This window comes from Polynucleobacter sp. AP-Capit-er-40B-B4 (assembly GCF_018882245.1).
Lineage (GTDB): Bacteria > Pseudomonadota > Gammaproteobacteria > Burkholderiales > Burkholderiaceae > Polynucleobacter.
The window spans coordinates 826,900-847,149 of the sequence record NZ_JACVOV010000001.1; the positions used below are offsets into that span (position 1 = coordinate 826,900).

A 20,250-nucleotide genomic window follows, 5' to 3' on the forward strand; every position below is an offset into this window, starting at 1 on the left:
ATTCGACTTAAACCCGAACCGGGATTCCCTGGGCAGCCATATATTCTTTTGCCTGGCCAACGGTGTACTCACCGTAGTGAAAAATGCTGGCAGCCAAGACTGCATCTGCATGGCCTTTGGTAATGCCATCGACTAGATGCTGTAAGTTACCAACACCACCAGAAGCAATCACCGGCACTGAAACTGCATCGCTTACAGCGGCAGTAAGAGCCAAATCAAAACCGTCTTTGCTGCCGTCGCGATTCATACTAGTTAATAAGATCTCACCTGCACCACGCTTAGCAACCTCTTTAGCCCATTCCACAACATCCATTCCAGTAGCTGTTCTACCACCATGGGTGAACACCTCCCAATTACCGGCTTCTGTTTGCTTGGCATCAATCGCCACCACAATACATTGAGAGCCGTAATACGCAGCCGCATCAGAGACTAAATCTGGATTGGCAACTGCTGAGGAATTCATACTCACTTTATCTGCGCCAGCATTGAGTAAGCGTCGCACATCGGCGACTGCGCGTACACCGCCGCCAACCGTCAAAGGAATAAATACCTGTGATGCCACATCTTCAATAATGTGCAGTATCAGATCGCGCCCATCAGATGTAGCAGTGATATCTAGGAAGGTTAACTCGTCCGCACCCTGCGTGTCATAACGCTTAGCAATTTCAACAGGATCGCCTGCATCGCGCAGACCGACAAAGTTCACTCCTTTAACTACACGCCCTGCAGTGACATCGAGACAAGGAATAATGCGCTTGGTTAACACTAGATAATTTTCTTTTTATATTTGAGTGTTAACTCATCAGCATATTTTTGTGCGGCAGCGAGATCTAGATCGCCAGCATAAATAGAGCGGCCAGCAATCACACCCATCACACCTTCTTCCTCTGCCTTGCAGAGTGCATCGATATCTTGATTGTTGGATAAGCCGCCACTAGCGATAACCGGAATGCGAATAGCTTGGGCCAACTTCACAGTGGCATCAATGTTCACGCCTTTGAGCATGCCATCGCGCCCAATATCAGTGTAGATAATGGCCTCAACACCCCAGTCTTCAAATTTCTTGGCAAGATCAATCACTTCATGGCCAGTAATCTTGCTCCAGCCATCAGTTGCCACTTTGCCATCACGCGCATCTAAACCAACCATGACATGCCCAGGGAATGCTGTGCAAGCATCTTGTACGAAGCCTGGATTTTTCACTGCTGCAGTGCCAATAATGACAGTGCTGATGCCATCATCTAGCAAGCGTTCAATGGTTTCTAGGTCTCGAATACCGCCACCAAGTTGCACGGGGATGTCATTACCTACAGCCTTGAGAATAGATTTAATGGCAGACTCGTTTTTTAACTTGCCCGCAAATGCGCCATTGAGATCAACCAAGTGCAAGCGACGCGCGCCTTTGCTAATCCAATGTGCAGCCATCGCACCTGGATCTTCAGAAAAAACCGTGGCTTTATCCATATCACCTTGTTCGAGTCGAACACAGTGGCCGTCTTTTAGATCAATTGCGGGAATCAGCAGCATAGCAAAGAGTAATAAATATTAAGGTTGCCAAGAAACAAAATTTTGATAAAGCTTTAATCCGTATTCTGCACTTTTTTCTGGATGAAATTGGGTTGCAAAAATATTATCTCGCGCAACCGCAGAAGTAAACCAATCGCCATATTCAGTAGAGCCAGCGATGTCTTCCTTGCGCTGCGGCACAACATAGTAGCTATGCACAAAATAAAAACTGGTCAAATCTGGGATTCCTGACCAAAGGGGATGTTTTTGATCCTGGCGGACCTGGTTCCAGCCCATATGCGGTACTTTAAAAGCAGATCCATCCGGCTGCATCTTGCCTGCCAAATCAAAACGGCGCACTTCCCCAGGAATCAAGCCTAGGCATGGTGTCCATTGCTCAGTGGCACGAACCTCTGCGCTTCTATCAAATAGCATTTGCTCGCCAACGCAAACACCTAAGAGTGGCTTGCTTTTGACCGCCTCTAGCAAGGCTTCCAATAAACCTGACTCTTCCAAGTGCTTCATGCAATCAGGCATAGCGCCTTGACCAGGCAGCACCACACGATCGGCCGAGCGAATCTCTTCAGGCTGATGAGCAATCAGTACATTGTCATTGGGTGCGACATGATGAAATGCCTGATATACAGAACGGAGATTGCCCATTCCATAATCAACGATCGCAATGGTTTGCGCCAAAATTTAGCCTATCTTTGCTGTTATCTAACGGGCAACTAGAAGATCTAGATTAGAGGCTGCCTTTGGTTGAAGGAATAGAACCTGAAGCGCGTGGATCCACCGCCAGGGCCATACGCAACGCACGACCAAAAGCCTTGAACACAGTTTCAATCTGATGGTGTGCATTAATGCCACGCAAGTTATCGATATGCAAAGTCACTCCTGCGTGATTCACAAAACCACGGAAGAACTCAATACTGAGATCTACATCAAAGTCACCCACACGAGCACGAGTAAATGGAACGTTGAATTCCAAACCAGGGCGTCCAGAGAAATCGATCACAACGCGGGAGAGAGTCTCATCGAGAGGAACATAAGAATGGCCATAGCGAGTAATGCCTGCCTTATCCCCTACCGCCTTAGCAAAAGCTTGGCCCAAGGTAATTCCCACATCTTCAACAGTGTGGTGATCATCAATATGGGTATCGCCATTGGCAACCACTTTGAGGTCAATCATGCCGTGACGGGCAATTTGATCCAACATATGGTCGAGGAAAGGAACTCCGGAGGCTAGCTCAGCCTTACCGGTACCATCTAAATTGATGGAAATCTGAATTTTGGTTTCCGAAGTGTTTCGGGTAACGTCGGCTTGCCGCATGCTTCATTGCGCCGCGAGGCGAAGTGTTGATTGAAGCCTCATAATATCATTCCTAGAGAAGATATAAATATCGATATTGCAGCACTTTCATCCTGATTTTTGACCTGAGAACCCTCATGAGCCGTTTTTGGAGCCCTGTTGTTAAAACCCTAACCCCTTACGTTCCAGGGGAACAACCGCAAATGCAGCGGCTGGTCAAACTCAACACCAACGAAAGTCCTTATGAACCATCTCCAAAAGCTCTGGCTGCCATAGAGAGTCAAAATACTGCGGATTTACGCCTTTATCCCGACCCAGAAGGTGCAGCCCTAAAACAGGCGATCGCCAAATTGCACGGCTTGGACCCAAAACAAGTTTTTCTGGGCAATGGCTCAGATGAGGTTTTAGCGCACGTCTTTGCCGGACTACTCAAGCAAAGTAAGCCGGTACATTTTCCAGATATTACCTATAGCTTCTATCCGGTCTACTGCAAGCTTTTTGGAATTGAGTACCAAACGATCCCCTTAGGGGAAAATTTTGAGGTCAATACTGCTGACTTCAAAATGCCCAACGGTGGGATTATTTTCCCCAACCCCAATGCGCCAACCGGTAGATCTATTCCTCGCTCTGAAATCGAAGCTTTGTTATCTCGCAACAAAGACTCCGTAGTAGTCATTGATGAAGCCTACGTTGATTACGGCACTGAATCCTGTATTCCATTATTACGTGGCAATACCTGCCCAGAAAATCTTCTAGTTGTTCACACGCTTTCCAAATCACGTGCCTTAGCTGGTCTGCGTGTTGGTTTTGCCGTTGGTCACCCTGATTTGATCGAAGGCTTAGAGCGAGTAAAAAATAGTTTTAACTCTTACCCATTAGGGCGTCTTGCTCAAGCCGGGGCTATTGCAGCTATTGAGGATCAGGCGCATCTTGAAGAATCCTCAGCCAAGGTTATTCAGACTCGCACTCAGTTAGTTGAGCAGCTCAAAGCTTTAGGATTTGAAACGTTGCCTTCAACTGCTAATTTTATTTTTACTCGCCATCCGAAACACGCAGGGGGAAAACTCTATCAAGCCTTACGTGATCGCGGCATCATCGTACGTCACTTTAAATCTGCGCGCATAGAAGAATTTTTGCGCATTACGATTGGCACAGATGAACAAAGCGGCGAACTCGTTGCCGCTTTAAAAGAAATACTAAGTTAAGTTATTTAATTCAGCAGTAAGCGTAGATTAATTTCGCGCTTACTTTTTCAGACGCATCTCAGCTGCACGGGCATGGGCCTGTAAACCTTCTCCGTGAGCCAATGTGCTTGCCACAGCACCTAAGGTTTGAGCACCAGCTTCACTCACTTCAATCATGCTGGAACGCTTGATGAAGTCATAAACACCCAATGGAGAAGAGAAGCGCGCGGTACGTGCTGTTGGTAATACGTGATTGGGTCCAGCGCAATAATCACCTAGCGATTCACTAGTGTAGTTACCCATGAAGATAGCACCTGCATGACGAATTTGATCTGCCCACTTGCGTGGATCAGCAGCACAAATTTCCAAATGCTCTGCAGCGATTGCATTAGCAATTTCACAAGCCTCTGCCATATCTTTAACCTGAATTAACAAGGCACGATTTGTGAGCGAAGCTTCAATCACTTTTGCCCTTGGCATTTCTGGCAAAAGCTTATTAATACTTGCTTGCACCTTCTCAATATATGCAGCGTCTGGACACAGCAAGATCGATTGCGCTTGCTCATCATGCTCAGCCTGTGAGAATAAATCCATAGCAACCCAATCAGGGTTAGTAGATCCGTCACACAGAACCAAAATCTCCGAAGGGCCGGCGATCATATCAATACCGACAGTACCGAATACTCTGCGCTTAGCTGCAGCTACATAAGCATTGCCAGGGCCAACAATTTTGTCGACTGAAGGAATGATTTTGGTTCCGTAAGCCAAAGCCCCTACAGCCTGAGCACCGCCAATCGTAAAGACACGATCAACGCCAGCCAGAAAGGCTGCCGCCAGAACCAAAGGGTTACGAGCACCATCGGGGGTAGGCACCACCATAATGACTTCAGCAACGCCCGCTACTTTTGCGGGGATGGCATTCATCAACACCGAGGATGGATAAGCAGCTTTACCGCCTGGCACATAAATTCCCACTCGATCTAGAGGAGTCACTTTTTGACCTAAACGCGTGCCATCTTTTTCTTCGTATTCCCAAGAATGACAACCAGCTTCAATCTTTTGCCGCTCGTGATAGGCGCGCACTCTTTGCGCAGCAATGTCTAGGGCACTTTTTTGTTCAGCAGATAAAGAGAGGTAGGCCTGCTCTAAATCCTTGCGCGGAATTTCTAATTCGGAAACGCTTGCAACATTCAAACGATCGAATTGTTTTGTAAAACCAAGAACCGCTTCATCACCCTTATCTTTGACTGCCGCCAAGATCTTGACGACTGCAGAATCTATAGCCTCGTCATCAGCGCTAGGCAAAGAAAGGCTCGACAGCAGAATTTCTCTGAAGCCTGCATCTTTACTATTAAGGCGCTTGACGTTGATATTTGAAGACATGGATGAGACTTCTGGTTGGCCGCTGATTACTTCAACAGCCCAAAAATAGGCTGAAGCTGAGCACGCTTACGCTTATACGAAGCTTGATTTACTACCAAACGAGCACTGATATCAGCTATTGGCTCAACCTCAACTAAACCGTTTGCTTTTAGGGTGTTGCCAGTAGAAACCAAATCCACGATAGCGTCAGCCAACCCTACTAATGGAGCAAGCTCCATTGAGCCGTACAAATGAATCGTATCGATGTGCACACCTTTATTGGCAAAGTGTTCTCGTGCGCAATTGACATATTTCGTTGCGACTTTTAAACGAGAGCCCTGCTTCACTGCGCCGGCGTAATCAAAACCTTCGCGTACAGCAACAGACATTCGGCACTTCGCAATTCCTAAGTCATAGGGCACATACAAACCATCGGTGCCTTTTTCCATCAATACGTCTAAGCCAGCAACACCAAAATCAGCACCGCCAAATTGCACATATGTGGGGACGTCGGAAGCACGGACGATGATTAAGCGGACATCCGGATTCGTAGTCTCAATAATGAGTTTACGAGACTTCTCAGGATCTTCCAGCGGCACAATACCGACCTTGGATAAGATCTCTGCGGTTTCCTCGAAGATGCGCCCTTTGGAGAGGGCTAAAGTCAATTTCATGGACTAATTATCCATCAGCCTTACTTGACGCGCTCAATCTTGGCGCCCAAGAGGGTTAACTTCTGCTCCATACGGTCGTAGCCACGATCTAAGTGGTAAATCCGGTCTACCTGGGTTTCGCCTTGAGCTGCTAATCCAGCGATCACTAAGCTAGCAGAAGCACGAAGGTCGGTGGCCATCACAATTGCGCCGGAGAGCTTTTCCACTCCCTGAGCAATTGCGGTATTTCCTTCAATAGCGATGTCAGCACCCAAACGATTGAGTTCTTGTACATGCATAAAACGATTTTCAAAAATCGTTTCAGTAATCATTGAGCTGCCATCTGCAATAGCATTTACCGTCATCAGCTGCGCCTGCATATCTGTCGGGAAAGCTGGGTACTCAGAGGTACGGAAATTCACCGCCTTAGGGCGACTCTGCATCGATGCTTTAATCCAATCTGGACCAACCTCCATCTGCAGACCAGCTTCTTTTAATTTCACGATCACCGCATCTAAGGTATCTGGACGGCAATGTTTGACGATGATCTCACCACCTGTCGCAGCCACTGCACATAAGAATGTTCCAGCCTCAATACGATCCGGAATAACCGAATGCTCTGCACCATGAAGTTTTTCAACGCCTTCGATAACCAGTCGGTCACTACCAATGCCAGAAATTTTGGCGCCCATCTTGACTAGCAATTCTGCCAAATCTCCAACCTCAGGCTCACGTGCAGCATTCTCTAATACTGTTGTTCCTGATGCCAAAGTGGCGGCCATCAATAAATTTTCAGTACCGGTCACAGTAATCATGTCCGTCAAGATCGAAGCGCCCTTCAATCGATCAGATTGAGGTTTTGTTTCAGCTTGAATGTAACCGCTCTTGATTTTGATGTTGGCACCCATTGCCTTCAGGCCTTTGATGTGCTGATCCACCGGACGTGCGCCAATAGCGCAACCACCTGGCAATGACACTTTAGCGCTATGCATTCTGGCCAAGAGCGGTCCAAGCACCAGGATGGAAGCGCGCATTGTCTTCACCATCTCATAGGTAGCTTCGGAGCTTTTGATGACTGCCGCATTCAAGACCATATGACTGCGATCGCTAGCATTTGGGAAATCTACCGTGACACCAATCTCTTGTAAAAGCTTGAGCATGGTACGCACATCCTGCAAGTCAGGAACATTGCGCAAAACAACTGGCTGATCAGTCAATAGACAAGCACACAGAATTGGCAACGCGGCATTTTTAGCGCCAGCAATCACTACCTCTCCTTTGAGAGGAATTCCGCCAACCATTCGTAATTTATCCATGAAACGATTCCAGTAAAAACTTAGTTATTAATGTGTAGTGATGTAATTTTTATGCTGCTGAATTCTGAGCAAATTCTTCGGGTGTAAAAGCCTTGATTGATAAAGCATGAACTTCTGCTTTCATACGATCGCCCATAGCACCGTAAACCAATTGATGGCGCTGCACTAAGCGCTTGCCCTCAAACTCCGGACTCACAATAGTTGCAAAAAAATGTTGTCCGTCACCCTCAACCTGTATATGGGTACATTGAATACCTTGCTTGATGTAGCCTTCAATCTGTTCGGGGGTGGGTAGCATTTTTTCTCCTAATGAACCAGGGTATTAACAATTAGTAACGGAGCTTATAGCCCTTTTGGAGCAAGCGCAATGCAATGGCTGATACCACCACAAAGAAACAAAACACGATTGCCAAACTGCTCCAAGGGGAGTTATCAGAAACCCCAAAAAATCCATAGCGGAACCCATCAATCATGTAAAAGAAGGGGTTGAAGTGGGACACCACTTGCCACGCTGGCGGCAAAGAATGAATGGAATAGAACACACCAGACAACATCGTAGCTGGCATGATGATGAAATTCTGAAAAGCAGCCAACTGGTCGTACTTGTCCGCCCAAATGCCGGCTATCAATCCCAAGCTTCCTAAAATTGCTGCACCTAAAAATGCGAACACCAAAATCCATAATGGATATTCGAGTGCGGGGAATGCAAACCAAGAGGTAATTAAGAGTACGCCCAGACCAACCACAATACCGCGGAAGACTGCAGCCAAGATATAGGCTGCATAGAACTCAAGGTGACTCAAAGGGGCCAGCAAAACAAACACTAGATTCCCTGTGACCTTAGATTGGATCAGAGAAGAGGATGTGTTGGCAAAAGCGTTTTGCAAGACACTCATCATGACTAGGCCAGGAATCAGAAAGGCTGTGTAACTGAGTCGGCCATAAATTTCCTTACCTTCGAGCACATGCCCAAAGATCATCAGGTATAGCACAGCCGTCAGAACTGGTGCAGCAATCGTCTGAAATGCGACCTTATAGAAACGCTTTACTTCCTTAAACAACAAAGTCGGAAAACCACTGCCGTATTCCAAAGCCGGTCTATTTATGCCGTGCTTCATAAAGCACCTCCGGACATAATATTGACAAAGACCTCTTCTAAATCTGTCTTGCCTTCACCATCTTTTTTAACTGATCCATAGCGGCTTAATAAATTAGCAGTGGTGTCTAAAGCCACAATCTTGCCTTGCTTGAGCATGGCAATGCGCTGGCACAGAGCTTCAGCCTCTTCCAAATAATGGGTAGTCAAAACAATCGTATGGCCATCTTGATTTAGCCTGCTAATAAACTGCCAGAGTGATTGACGTAACTCAACGTCTACCCCGGCAGTAGGCTCATCCAAAATAATGACTGGTGGTCTATGCACTAATGCTTGGGCCACAAGCACTCGACGCTTCATTCCACCAGACAAAGAACGCATATTGCTATCGGCTTTAGAGGTGAGATCAAGGTTAGCCATGATCTCGTCAATCCATGCATCGTTATTGCGTATCCCAAAGTAGCCCGACTGAAAGCGCAAAGTTTCTCGAACAGTAAAAAAGGGGTCAAAGACCAACTCTTGAGGAACAACACCCAGCATACGGCGCGCCTCACGAAAACCTTTTTGAACATCCGCACCCATAATGGCTGCATGACCGTGGCTAGGTCTTACCAGGCCAGCCAAAATTGAAATGAGAGTAGTTTTACCAGCGCCATTAGGGCCCAGTAAGCCAAAAAATTCTCCGGGCTCGATAGCTAAAGAAACATCATCTAAAGCCTGGAGTGCTCCGTATTGCTTCGATATATTTTGAATAGATATTGCGGGATGCATTGCCATTACAAACCTAGCAACACAGTAATGCCATAAACACCAGCTAGGACTTTTAACTTCTCTGGTGCATGCTCTATCGAAATAGACTTACCTTCAGACAGAAGCTTTTTTTGCCACGCCAACAAAACAGTCAATACAGTGGAGTCAAAGTCTTTTAGTGCAGAGCAATCGATCGATTGCAAACTGAGGCTATTTAACAAGCCTTCTTTTTGCAACTGCAAGGCGTTTTCTTGCGTAACGATTTTTGGCAGAAGAAAAGGCATAGTGTCTTTATTTGGCAATTAATTACTTGGTTTAGCAGTAGCTAATTGTTTATTGCGGTCTTGCAAGAACTTAACCAAGCCCTCGATACCGTTTTGGCTGATTTGATTAGAAAACTGGTTACGGTAGGCTTCCACCAACCAGACGCCCATAATGTTCATGTCATAAACCTTCCAGCCATTGGCTGTTTTCTCAAGACGATAGTCCAAAGGCACTGGGTCACCACGGCCAAGTACAACCGTTTTCACAACCACTTCTTTGTCCTCTGGCGCTGCGCGTAAGGCTTTAAACTGCACCGTCTGGTCGCGCAACTGACTCAAAGCTCCAGAGTAGGTGCGAATCAATAAATTCTTAAACTCCGAAGTCAGTTGTGCCTGTTGTTCAGGAGTTGCTTTTTTCCAATTAGGACCCATCGCCATTTCTGTTGTGCGACGCATATCGGTATAGGGAACAATTTTCTTTTCTACCAAATCCACAATCTTCGGAATGTTGCCCTTCTGAATATCGGGATCAGCCTTAACGCTTGCCATTACATCTGTAACAACCATCTTAATTAAAGCGTCTGGAGGCGTTGATTGGTCAGGAGTCTGAGCAAAAACAATACCGACTGCAAACAGGAGGCCTGTAAAAATGAAACTGCCAATTTTTTTAAAACTTTTCATATTTTCCGCCCACTATCTTTATCTATATTGAGACTCATTTTAGTCATTTCAAACCGCGCTGATGCAGCCCTTATTGATATGGATTCTCGTAAACCGGCATGAGAGGCTCTTCATCATCACGACCCTCATTAATTTGATATGCCCGTCTTTGAATATAAGCATCGCGCATAAAGCTGTACTTATCAATTGCGGCACCATCCAATAAATCACCCGCTTCGTAATACGTGTTGCGCGCATTCACTACACGCAAACCGGTAATACTATTTCTTAAGCCAATATCCTTCACATAACTAAAGAGATAGTCTGACTCTAAATCGGCCACAGTACCAAAGGTATCGCGTACATTGCTTGGTCCAAAGAAAGGTAAAACAACATATGGGCCAGAAGGCACCCCCCAAACACCCAAAGTTTGACCCCAATCTTCTTTGTGCTTTTCCAAGCCGCCAGGCGTTGCCAGATCTAATAATCCACCCAAGCCCATGGTTGTATTTACTACTACCCGCATGAAATCGTTAAATGCATAGCCCGGCTTGCCTTGTAGCAAGTTAAAGAGTGCAGTGTAGATATCGTTGTAGTTGCTAAAGAAGTTATAAATTCCATCGCGCACAAACTCAGGCAACACAAAGCGATAGCCTGCAACTACCGGCTTTAGAAGATAAGCATCTAAGCCTTCATTAAACTCAAATACAGATCGATTAAATGGCTCCCATGGATCCTGAGGGGAGCGCTCAGCACCAGCAGGAATTGAGGCGCAGCCAACCATGGCTGCAGTCAAGCAAAGCAGTGCTGCTGTCTTGAGTTTTCGCAAAAGCGACAACATTATTTTGCTGTGCCCTTGTCTTGGCCGCTATCTGCTGCTTTGTTATAAAGGAATTGACTAATGAGATTTTCTAAAACAATCGCTGATTGAGTTTGAGAAATCTTCTCGCCGTTGGTCAACATATCATCTGAGCCACCTGCCTCAAGACCAATGTATTGCTCACCCAATAGACCAGAAGTCAAAATCTTTGCGGAAGAATCTTTTGGAAACTTATAAGCGTCTTCAATGGTCATCACCACTGTTGCTTGATAGGTCTTGTCATCAAAAGTGATATTGGCAATTCTGCCAACAACTACACCAGCACTTTTAACGGGTGCACGAGGCTTTAAGCCGCCGATGTTGTCAAAGCGTGCGGAGATTTTGTATGTCGGGGCAAATGACACTGCATTCATATTGCCAACTTTGAGAGCAAGAAATAGCGCTGCCAATAAACCAATGGCAACAAAGATTCCCACCCAGACATCAATTGCACTTTTTCTCATAAGAGCCCCAGTTTATTCTTTCTAATTTGAGAACATCATCGCGGTTAGCAAGAAATCCAATGCTAGAACCGATAAAGAAGAGATCACTACCGTACGGGTAGTTGCTTGCGAAACGCCTTCGGGAGTCGGCTTTGATTCATACCCCTGGTAAAGGGCAATAAATGTCACCGCTACACCAAACACCATACTTTTAATTAAGCCATTACCAATGTCTGAAAAGAGGTCTACGCCACCCTGCATCTGTGACCAAAAGGCACCTGAGTCGACGCCAATGAGCGGAACACCAACCAAATAGCCGCCTAGAACACCCACAGCGGTAAAGATAGTTGCCAGAATTGGCATCGAAATAATGCCTGCCCAGAGTCGTGGTGCAATCACACGCCCCAAAGGATCAACTGCCATCATCTCCATAGCAGTTAGTTGCTCACCAGCTTTCATCAAACCAATTTCTGCAGTCAATGAAGTGCCTGCTCTACCTGCAAACAATAAAGCGGTAATCACCGGGCCTAATTCACGAGTTAATGAGAGGGCAACTAAAAGGCCAAGTGCTTGCTCTGAACCGTAACGATTTAAGGTGTAATAGCCCTGCAAACCCAATACAAAACCTACGAATAATCCTGAGACTGCAATGATGATGAATGAGTGGTTGCCAACAAACAAAATTTGATCAATCACCAAGCGCGGTCTTTTGATTAAGAATCCTGAGCGCACGATCACCGCTACAAACATGCGGGCAGCCAAACCAAGACTGCTTAAGTTACGACGAACAAAAAATCCGAGATCGCCGAAGAGATTGAGTAGCGCGTTCATAGAGATTTCACTCCAAAATCTTCTTCCAAAGTTTTTCCTGGGTAATGGAAAGGCACTGGACCATCTGGAGCTGCATCTAAAAATTGTCTTACAAAAGGATCTGTTGAACGACTTAACTCCTCGGGAGTGCCCTCTGCACCAATACGGCCATTCGCAATAAAGTACACATAATCGGCAATCGCAAAAGTTTCTTCAACATCATGCGTAACCAATAAACTCGTGGCTCCCAGGGCGTTATTCAGATCACGAATCAGGCGCGCCGTAATGCCAAGGGAAATAGGATCAAGACCAGCAAAGGGCTCGTCATACATGATCAGTGGTGGATCTAGCGCAATCGCCCTAGCAAGCGCAACACGTCGCGCCATACCACCGGAAATTTGAGAAGGCATTAAATCACGTGCGCCACGCAAACCAACGGCATTGAGTTTCATCAACACCAATGAGTGCAAGAGCTCTTCACTTAAATCGGTATGCTCGCGCAACGGAAAGGCTACGTTTTCAAAAACACTGAGGTCGGTGAATAAAGCGCCAAACTGAAATAGCATGCCCATTCGTCGACGAGCTGCCATCAACTCAGCACCGCTCATCTTGCCAATATCTTGGCCTTCAAACAAAACTTGACCTGATTGAGCCATGTATTGACCGCCGATTAGGCGAAGAATAGTGGTCTTGCCGCAACCAGAACCGCCCATAACGGCGACTACTTGACCACGTCGAAACTCCATATTGAGTCCCGACAAAATTTGCCGCTCACCTGGAGCATAGGAAAAGTTGACGTCTTTAATAGAGACGACAACTTCACCTGCAGCTTGCTTGCTTACATCCAAAGAGTTTGGCTGGCCACTGTTCATATCCTCGATATTATCGAGGTAAAACAGATGACCCCATTAAATACTCATCCACTGAACGGGCACATTGACGGCCTTCACGAATCGCCCAAACTACTAAAGACTGTCCGCGGCGCATATCACCAGCGGCAAATACCTTAGGAACGTTTGTTTGATAGGCATTTTGACCATCTACAGTCGCTTTAGCGTTACCACGCGCATCTTTTTCAACACCAAAAGCATTGAGCACTTGTTGAACTGGGGACACAAAGCCCATTGCCAAAAGTACTAAATCTGCCTTGATTTCAAATTCAGAGTTTGGCACTTCTGACATCTTGCCGTCTTTCCACTCCAAACGAACGCCGATTAATTTCTCTACTTTGCCGTTTTTGCCTTCGAAACGCTTTGTTCCTACTGACCAGTCACGATCACAACCCTCTTCGTGGGAAGAGGATGTGCGCAACTTTGTTGGCCAATATGGCCATACCAAAGGCTTGTTTTCCTCTTCTGGAGGCTGCGGGAGCAATTCAAACTGAGTAATCTTGGTAGCGCCATGGCGATTTGAAGTGCCTACACAATCAGAGCCTGTATCACCGCCACCAATAACTACAACATGCTTATCAGTTGCACGAATTTCATTTTTGAAATCGCCAGCATTTTCTTTGTTCTGTGGAATCAAAAATTCCAGGGCGTAGTGAACACCAGCTAATTCACGACCTGGCACAGGCAAATCACGTGGCTGCTCTGCGCCACCAGTAATCACCACCGCATCAAAATCTTTCATCAACTGCTCTGGTGAAACTGTCTTGTTGGAGTAATTTTTTACTTCAGCACCGATCGCTTCTTTACCTACAAAAACACCAGTTTCAAACTTCACGCCTTCCGCTTGCATCTGCTCAACGCGACGATCAATCAACCACTTTTCCATTTTGAAGTCAGGGATACCGTAACGCAGTAAGCCGCCAACACGGTCATTCTTCTCAAACACAGTCACGTCATGCCCAACACGAGCCAATTGCTGAGCAGCTGCCATACCTGCAGGGCCACCGCCAACTACCGCTACTTTTTTACCAGTCTTGGTCTTGGATGGCTGAGGCTTAACCCAACCACTTTCCCAACCCTTATCAATAATGGCGTGCTCAATAGACTTAATACCAACTGCAGTGCTATTAATGCCTAAGGTACAAGCTGCTTCGCAAGGAGCAGGACAAATGCGTCCAGTAAATTCTGGGAAGTTATTAGTTGATTGCAAAACGTCTAATGCATTCTTCCAATCATTGTGGAATACCAAATCATTGAAGTCAGGAATGATGTTGTTCACTGGGCAGCCGTTATTACAGAACGGAATACCGCAATCCATACAACGCGCGCCCTGAACTTTAGCTTCTTCGTCAGTTAAAGCAGCAACAAATTCTTTGTAGTGATGGAGACGTTTAACCGGCGCTTCGTACGTTTCATCAACGCGCTCAAACTCCATAAATCCAGTGACCTTACCCATATCGAATCCTTAGTATCTTTTCTTAATGTCTATCTATTTGATTAAGCAGCAACGGTTTTGTTCTGAGCCTTTTCCCACAACTCACCGAGCGCACGTTTGTACTCAGTTGGGAGAACCTTCACAAAACGTCCGCGGGCATTTTCCCAGTCAGCTAAAAGTGCTTTTGCACGCTCAGAGCCAGTGTGGCGGAAGTGACGCTCAATCAAACCCTTCAAGATCTGTTCGTCTGTTAGACGCTCACCGCCATCTTTAACATCGACAGGGGCGTGCCACTCAGACTTCGGCATTTTGGCAATCTGCTCAGCAGAAGGCAGCACTTTTTCCAAAGTCGCCATGCTGGTATTGCAACGTTTATCGAACAAACCATCTTCGTCATAAACATAAGCAATACCACCGCTCATACCTGCTGCGAAGTTACGGCCTGTAGCGCCCAATACGACTACTGTGCCACCAGTCATGTACTCACAACCATGGTCGCCAGTACCTTCAACAACAGTAGTAGCACCAGAGTTACGAACCGCGAAACGCTCACCGGCTACACCATTAAAGAATGCTTCGCCGGCAATTGCACCATAGAGCACAGTATTACCAACAATGATGTTTTTCGCTGTATCGCCACGGAACTCATGCGGAGCACGAACAATCACACGACCACCGGATAAGCCTTTACCAACGTAGTCATTGCCGTCACCAACTAAGTCTAAAGTGATACCGCGAGCCAAGAAAGCTGCGAAGCTTTGACCAGCCGTGCCATTCAACTGAATATGAATAGTATCGTCAGGCAAACCTGCATGACCATAACGCTGAGCAACTTCGCCCGAAAGCATTGCGCCAACTGTACGGTTCACGTTCTTAACAGGAACAATGAAAGATACCTTCTCGCCACGCTCTAAGGCAGGCTCACTCTTCTCAATCAAAATATTGTCGAGTGCACTAGCTAAGCCATGGTCTTGTGTCAGTACCTGATAACGTGGAACTTCAGCAGCAACTTGTGGTTCAGCAAAAATCTTACTGAAATCCAAGCCATGCACTTTCCAGTTCTCAATACCTTTGCGGGTATCTAACAAATCAACGCGACCAATTAAGTCATCAAACTTACGAATACCCAATTGCGCCATGATCTCGCGAGCCTCTTCAGCAATAAAGAAGAAGAAGTTCACAACGTGCTCTGGCTTGCCAGAGAATTTCTTACGCAACTCTGGATCTTGTGTTGCCACACCCACTGGGCAGGTATTCAAATGACACTTACGCATCATGATGCAACCCTCAACGACCAATGGTGCTGTCGCAAAACCAAACTCATCCGCGCCTAATAAAGCACCGATCACTACGTCGCGACCAGTCTTCATTTGACCGTCAGCCTGAACACGAATACGACTACGCAAGCCGTTGAGAACCAATGTCTGCTGTGTTTCAGCTAAGCCGAGTTCCCATGGAGAGCCAGCGTGCTTGATTGAAGACAATGGGGATGCGCCAGTACCGCCATCATGACCAGCGATCACAACGTGGTCCGCTTTAGCTTTCGCAACACCAGCCGCAACAGTTCCAACACCCACTTCAGAAACCAACTTCACAGAAACGTCAGCTTTTGGATTGACGTTCTTCAAGTCATGAATCAACTGGGCGATATCTTCAATCGAATAAATATCGTGGTGAGGAGGAGGAGAAATCAAACCCACGCCTGGTACTGAGAAACGCAACTTACCGATGTAGTCAGAAACCTTGCCACCAGGCAATTGACCGCCTTCACCAGGCTTAGCGCCTTGTGCCATCTTGATCTGAATCTGATCAGCAGAGCGCAAATATTCTGTAGTTACACCAAAACGACCAGAAGCAACTTGCTTAATCTTAGAGCGCAAGGAGTCGCCATCTTGCAATGGAATATTAGCCTCAACTACGTCGCTACCCAAGATGCTTGCTAAAGACTCACCCTTCTTAATTGGAATGCCTTTGAGTTCATTCACATAACGGTTTGGATCTTCGCCGCCTTCACCAGTATTGGACTTACCGCCAATACGGTTCATTGCGATTGCTAAAGTAGCGTGCGCTTCAGTAGAGATCGAACCCAAAGACATCGCGCCCGTTGCAAAACGTTTAACGATTTCTTTTGCAGACTCTACCTCGTCCAACGGTATGGCTTTTGCTGGATCAATCTTGAATTCAAACAAACCACGCAAAGTCATTTGACGCTTAGTTTGATCATTGATGATGTTGGCGTACTCTTTATAGGTCTGATAGCCCTTCTCAGCACCGATACGTGTGGAGTGCTGCAACTTCGCAATCGTGTCAGGAGTCCACATATGGTTCTCGCCACGAATACGGAAAGCATACTCACCACCGGCATCAAGCATATTGGTCAGAACTGGGTCATTACCAAATGCGGAGGAATGCATACGCAATGCTTCTTCAGCCACTTCAAATACACCGATACCACCAACGTTTGATGGGGTGCCTTTGAAGTATTGATCAATGATGTCGTGATTCAAGCCAATCGCTTCAAAAATCTGTGAACCTGTGTAAGACATATAAGTTGAAATGCCCATTTTGGACATTACTTTTTGCAAGCCTTTACCGATAGCTTTCACAAAATTCTTCACTGCTTTTTCTGCAGACAAATCACCAGATAAGCCTTTGGCCATCTCTGCCAAAGTTTCCATTGCGAGGTATGGATGAACGGCTTCTGCACCATATCCAGCCAAGAGTGCAAAGTGATGGGTCTCACGCGCGCTGCCTGTTTCCACCACCAAACCAACGCTAGTACGCAAACCTTTTTGTACTAAATGCTGATGTATTGCTGAGGTTGCTAACAATGCTGGAATCGCGACGTGCTTCTCGTCAACTTGACGATCGCTCACGATCAAAATGTTGTAACCAGAACGCACTGCATCAGCTGCCTCTGCACACAAAGAAGCTAAACGCGCTTCAATACCAGCCTTACCCCATGATGCTGGATAGCAAATATCCAATTCGTAAGAGCGGAACTTACCATTGGTGTAATGACCAATGTGACGAATCTTAGTAATGTCATCAAAATCCAGAATTGGCTGGCTAACTTCCAAGCGCATTGGTGGATTGATATTGTTGGTGTCTAACAAGTTCGGTTTAGGTCCGATGAAGGAAACCAAAGACATCACCATGTTCTCGCGAATTGGGTCAATCGGAGGGTTAGTAACTTGTGCAAACAATTGTTTGAAGTAGTTATAGAGAGGTTTGTTCTTATTAGAGAGAACCGCTAATGGGCTGTCGTTACCCATTGAACCAATAGCCTCCTCACCATTCATGGCCATCGGAGCCATGAGGAATTTAATATCTTCCTGGGTGTAACCAAATGCTTGCTGGCGATCTAATAACTTAGCCGCTGGACGAATGGTAGTTTTCTCATCAACCAAATCCACCTTGCTGGCATCAACTTCGTCCAATTTCACACGAACGGCATCAATCCAGCTCTTATATGGCTTAGCCTTGGAAACCGCATTCTTCAATTCAACATCATCAATGATGCGACCTTGCTCCATGTCGATCATGAACATCTTGCCTGGCTGCAAACGCCATTTTTGAACGATCTTGCTCTCTGGAATAGGCAATACACCAGCCTCAGATCCCATGATGACAAGGTCATCATCGGTAACGTAATAACGTGCTGGACGCAAACCATTGCGATCTAAAGTTGCGCCGATTTGACGACCATCGGTAAATGCCATTGCTGCAGGACCATCCCATGGCTCCATCATTGCTGCATGGTATTCATAGAAAGCGCGACGATTGTCATCCATCAATGCATGCTGTTCCCATGCTTCTGGAATCATCATCATCATGGCTTGAGCCAATGGGTAGCCAGACATTACCAACAACTCTAAACAGTTATCGAAACACGCAGTGTCTGATTGGCCTGGATAAATTAATGGCCAAAGTTTTTGCAAGTCATCGCCAAGCACTGGTGAGCTAATTGCACCTTCACGTGCATTCACCCAGTTGACGTTACCTTTAACAGTATTGATCTCGCCGTTATGCGCAATCATGCGATACGGATGCGCCAATTCCCAAGCAGGGAATGTATTAGTAGAGAAGCGTTGATGTACTAATGCCAACGCTGATACAGTGCGCTTATCTTGCAAGTCTTGGTAATACGCACCCACCTGGTTCGCCAACAGCAAACCCTTATAAACAATGGTGCGAGCAGACATTGAGGCAACGAAATATTCCTTGCCATGCTTGAGATGCAAATCTTGAATCGCATGACTTGCTGTCTTACGAATTACATACAACTTACGCTCAAGCGCATCGGTTGTCATGATGTCGCGACCACGACCAATAAAAATTTGACGAATAAATGGCTCTGTCATTTGCACTGTTGGAGACATCGGCAATTTCACATCCACCGGAACATCTCTCCAACCCAAAACAACCTGACCCTCTAAACGAACAGTGCGCTCTAATTCTTGTTCACACGCCAAACGTGAAGCATGTTCTTTTGGCAAGAAAATCATGCCAACGCCATACTCGCCTAGTGGCGGCAAAGTCACACCTTGCTTAGCCATTTCTTCGCGATATAAAGTATCTGGAATCTGAATCAAGATACCGGCACCATCACCCATCAAAGGATCAGCACCGACTGCTCCCCGGTGATCTAAGTTCTCAAGAATCTGCAAACCCTGAGAAACGATCTCATGGGATTTCTTGCCTTTAATGTGTGCAACGAATCCTACGCCGCAAGCGTCGTGCTCATTACTTGGGTCATATAAACCTTGAGCGATAGGGCGAAGATCTGTATTTAATTGTGTAGTCATAGTATTTCCGAGGGGCGACAAAGGCCTAATTACTTTTGGAGGATCAAATATAGGTGAATACCCATACCGATGCAATAGAAATAAAATGTGTCTGTCCCATTTATTTTGCTGCCGCGCCAACATGTATTACTTATATGGGGACAGAGTCATAATATTCAATGCCCTAAACTGATTTCAGAGGAGTTTTTATTTCTCTAAGTCGTTGAATTTACTAAGCTTATTTTTCTAGGACGGCCGCGATGCCGTATTGTTGCTATCTCTGGGGCATTTTTGAAGAGCTTTTTCGCATAAATATCACTTACCCAGGGTTTGGAACGTACTAAAGATTCGGTGATTTGTCGATCCTCCCAGTGGGGCGCCCCCTCCTTAACAAAGTTCGCCCAACTCATCTGCCTTTCAAAAGGAGTATTGCCTAAACGCCAAAAATGCTGATGATCCACTAGCCAGGGTTCGGCATTGCCTCCAATATGCGTTGCAAAACTAGTCCAAGTGGAGCTTTGGGGGTTAGATTCAAATCCAGCTCTTACAGGATTGAGTTCTATATAACGCTGGCAACGCAAAAAATAATCGGGATCAATTAGGGATGAGCGGTACCTTCCCTCCCAAATTGTTCCCGAGCGACGGTGCTGTTGATTGAAATACTGCGCATAACGACGTCCCAAAGATTGCATAGTTTTTGCAAGTGAGTCTTCGTTTTGCGGAGTCATCAACAGGTGAACATGATTGGGCATCAAAGCAAAAGCATGAACTGCGCAACCAAATTGCCTTGCCGCCTCACGCAACCACTCTAAGTAAGTGCGCCGATCTTCATCGGTAAAAAAAAGTGTCTCACGGTTATTACCGCGGACCATCACATGCATTGCTTGGCCGGGTATTACAGTGCGAGCTTGCCGTGCCATCTTA

Annotated in this window: 19 protein-coding genes and 1 pseudogene; 1 reads left to right on the plus strand and 19 read right to left on the minus strand. The window is 46.2% G+C overall.

The window, feature by feature from the left end; all coding sequences use genetic code 11:
• Positions 1–7: 7 nt before the first annotated feature.
• Genes hisF through hisB form a run of 4 tightly spaced genes read right to left on the minus strand, consistent with a single transcriptional unit; the run spans position 8 to position 2,839 of the window.
• Positions 8–766 (minus strand): imidazole glycerol phosphate synthase subunit HisF, encoded by a 759-nt coding sequence (gene hisF / locus ICN19_RS04145; RefSeq protein ID WP_216245886.1) that lies wholly within the window; start codon positions 764–766, stop codon positions 8–10.
• Positions 766–1,527, minus strand: coding sequence for a 1-(5-phosphoribosyl)-5-[(5-phosphoribosylamino)methylideneamino]imidazole-4-carboxamide isomerase (gene hisA / locus ICN19_RS04150; RefSeq protein WP_216245887.1), 762 nt, complete (start codon positions 1,525–1,527; stop codon positions 766–768). Before hisA ends, hisF begins: the two co-directional genes overlap by 1 nt.
• An 18-nt stretch (positions 1,528–1,545) precedes the next feature.
• A complete protein-coding gene (gene hisH, locus ICN19_RS04155) occupies positions 1,546–2,202 on the minus strand; it encodes an imidazole glycerol phosphate synthase subunit HisH (protein ID WP_216245888.1) in 657 nt (218 codons plus the stop codon).
• Positions 2,203–2,251: 49 nt separating this feature from the next.
• Positions 2,252–2,839 (minus strand): imidazoleglycerol-phosphate dehydratase HisB, encoded by a 588-nt coding sequence (hisB, locus tag ICN19_RS04160; protein WP_215323729.1) that lies wholly within the window; start codon positions 2,837–2,839, stop codon positions 2,252–2,254.
• Positions 2,840–2,955: 116 nt separating this feature from the next.
• Here hisB and hisC point away from each other — a divergent pair, with 116 nt between their 5' ends.
• Positions 2,956–4,023: a histidinol-phosphate transaminase gene (gene hisC / locus ICN19_RS04165; protein WP_216245889.1), complete on the plus strand. Its 1,068-nt coding sequence runs from the start codon at positions 2,956–2,958 to the stop codon at positions 4,021–4,023.
• A gap of 39 nt (positions 4,024–4,062) precedes the next feature.
• Here the strand turns inward: hisC and hisD are convergent, their stop codons facing one another.
• From hisD to ICN19_RS04240, 15 genes and pseudogenes are all read right to left on the minus strand, one after another.
• Complete coding sequence (hisD, locus tag ICN19_RS04170) at positions 4,063–5,385, minus strand: histidinol dehydrogenase (protein ID WP_216245890.1); 1,323 nt, start codon at positions 5,383–5,385, stop codon at positions 4,063–4,065.
• Positions 5,386–5,411: 26 nt separating this feature from the next.
• A complete protein-coding gene (gene hisG, locus ICN19_RS04175) occupies positions 5,412–6,038 on the minus strand; it encodes an ATP phosphoribosyltransferase (protein WP_216245891.1) in 627 nt (208 codons plus the stop codon).
• Positions 6,039–6,058: 20 nt separating this feature from the next.
• On the minus strand, positions 6,059–7,333 hold the full coding sequence (gene murA, locus ICN19_RS04180; protein WP_216245892.1) for a UDP-N-acetylglucosamine 1-carboxyvinyltransferase: 1,275 nt from the start codon (positions 7,331–7,333) through the stop codon (positions 6,059–6,061).
• A 49-nt stretch (positions 7,334–7,382) separates the two neighbouring features.
• A complete protein-coding gene (locus ICN19_RS04185; RefSeq protein WP_068320176.1) occupies positions 7,383–7,631 on the minus strand; it encodes a BolA family protein in 249 nt (82 codons plus the stop codon).
• Between the two features lie 31 nt (positions 7,632–7,662).
• A complete protein-coding gene (locus tag ICN19_RS04190) occupies positions 7,663–8,451 on the minus strand; it encodes an ABC transporter permease (RefSeq protein WP_216245893.1) in 789 nt (262 codons plus the stop codon).
• A gap of 65 nt (positions 8,452–8,516) precedes the next feature.
• Positions 8,517–9,200: pseudogene (locus ICN19_RS04195) on the minus strand (ABC transporter ATP-binding protein); the annotation flags it as partial.
• A gap of 5 nt (positions 9,201–9,205) precedes the next feature.
• A complete protein-coding gene (locus tag ICN19_RS04200) occupies positions 9,206–9,463 on the minus strand; it encodes a lipid asymmetry maintenance protein MlaB (RefSeq protein WP_216245894.1) in 258 nt (85 codons plus the stop codon).
• 18 nt (positions 9,464–9,481) lie between these two features.
• Positions 9,482–10,123, minus strand: a complete 642-nt coding sequence (locus ICN19_RS04205; protein WP_216245895.1) for a phospholipid-binding protein MlaC — start codon at positions 10,121–10,123, stop codon at positions 9,482–9,484.
• A gap of 70 nt (positions 10,124–10,193) precedes the next feature.
• A complete protein-coding gene (locus ICN19_RS04210) occupies positions 10,194–10,943 on the minus strand; it encodes a VacJ family lipoprotein (protein WP_216245896.1) in 750 nt (249 codons plus the stop codon).
• Complete coding sequence (mlaD, locus tag ICN19_RS04215; RefSeq protein WP_216245897.1) at positions 10,943–11,425, minus strand: outer membrane lipid asymmetry maintenance protein MlaD; 483 nt, start codon at positions 11,423–11,425, stop codon at positions 10,943–10,945. Before mlaD ends, ICN19_RS04210 begins: the two co-directional genes overlap by 1 nt.
• 21 nt (positions 11,426–11,446) lie before the next feature.
• A complete protein-coding gene (mlaE, locus tag ICN19_RS04220; RefSeq protein ID WP_216245898.1) occupies positions 11,447–12,235 on the minus strand; it encodes a lipid asymmetry maintenance ABC transporter permease subunit MlaE in 789 nt (262 codons plus the stop codon).
• Entirely contained in the window at positions 12,232–13,086 is an 855-nt protein-coding gene (locus ICN19_RS04225) for an ABC transporter ATP-binding protein (RefSeq protein ID WP_216245899.1), read from the minus strand. Before ICN19_RS04225 ends, mlaE begins: the two co-directional genes overlap by 4 nt.
• Before the next feature lie 10 nt (positions 13,087–13,096).
• Complete coding sequence (locus ICN19_RS04230; protein WP_216213278.1) at positions 13,097–14,560, minus strand: glutamate synthase subunit beta; 1,464 nt, start codon at positions 14,558–14,560, stop codon at positions 13,097–13,099.
• 41 nt (positions 14,561–14,601) lie between these two features.
• Positions 14,602–19,347: a glutamate synthase-related protein gene (locus ICN19_RS04235; protein ID WP_216245900.1), complete on the minus strand. Its 4,746-nt coding sequence runs from the start codon at positions 19,345–19,347 to the stop codon at positions 14,602–14,604.
• A gap of 194 nt (positions 19,348–19,541) precedes the next feature.
• Positions 19,542–20,246, minus strand: coding sequence for a transposase (locus ICN19_RS04240; protein ID WP_216245901.1), 705 nt, complete (start codon positions 20,244–20,246; stop codon positions 19,542–19,544).
• Between the last annotated feature and the right edge of the window lie 4 nt (positions 20,247–20,250).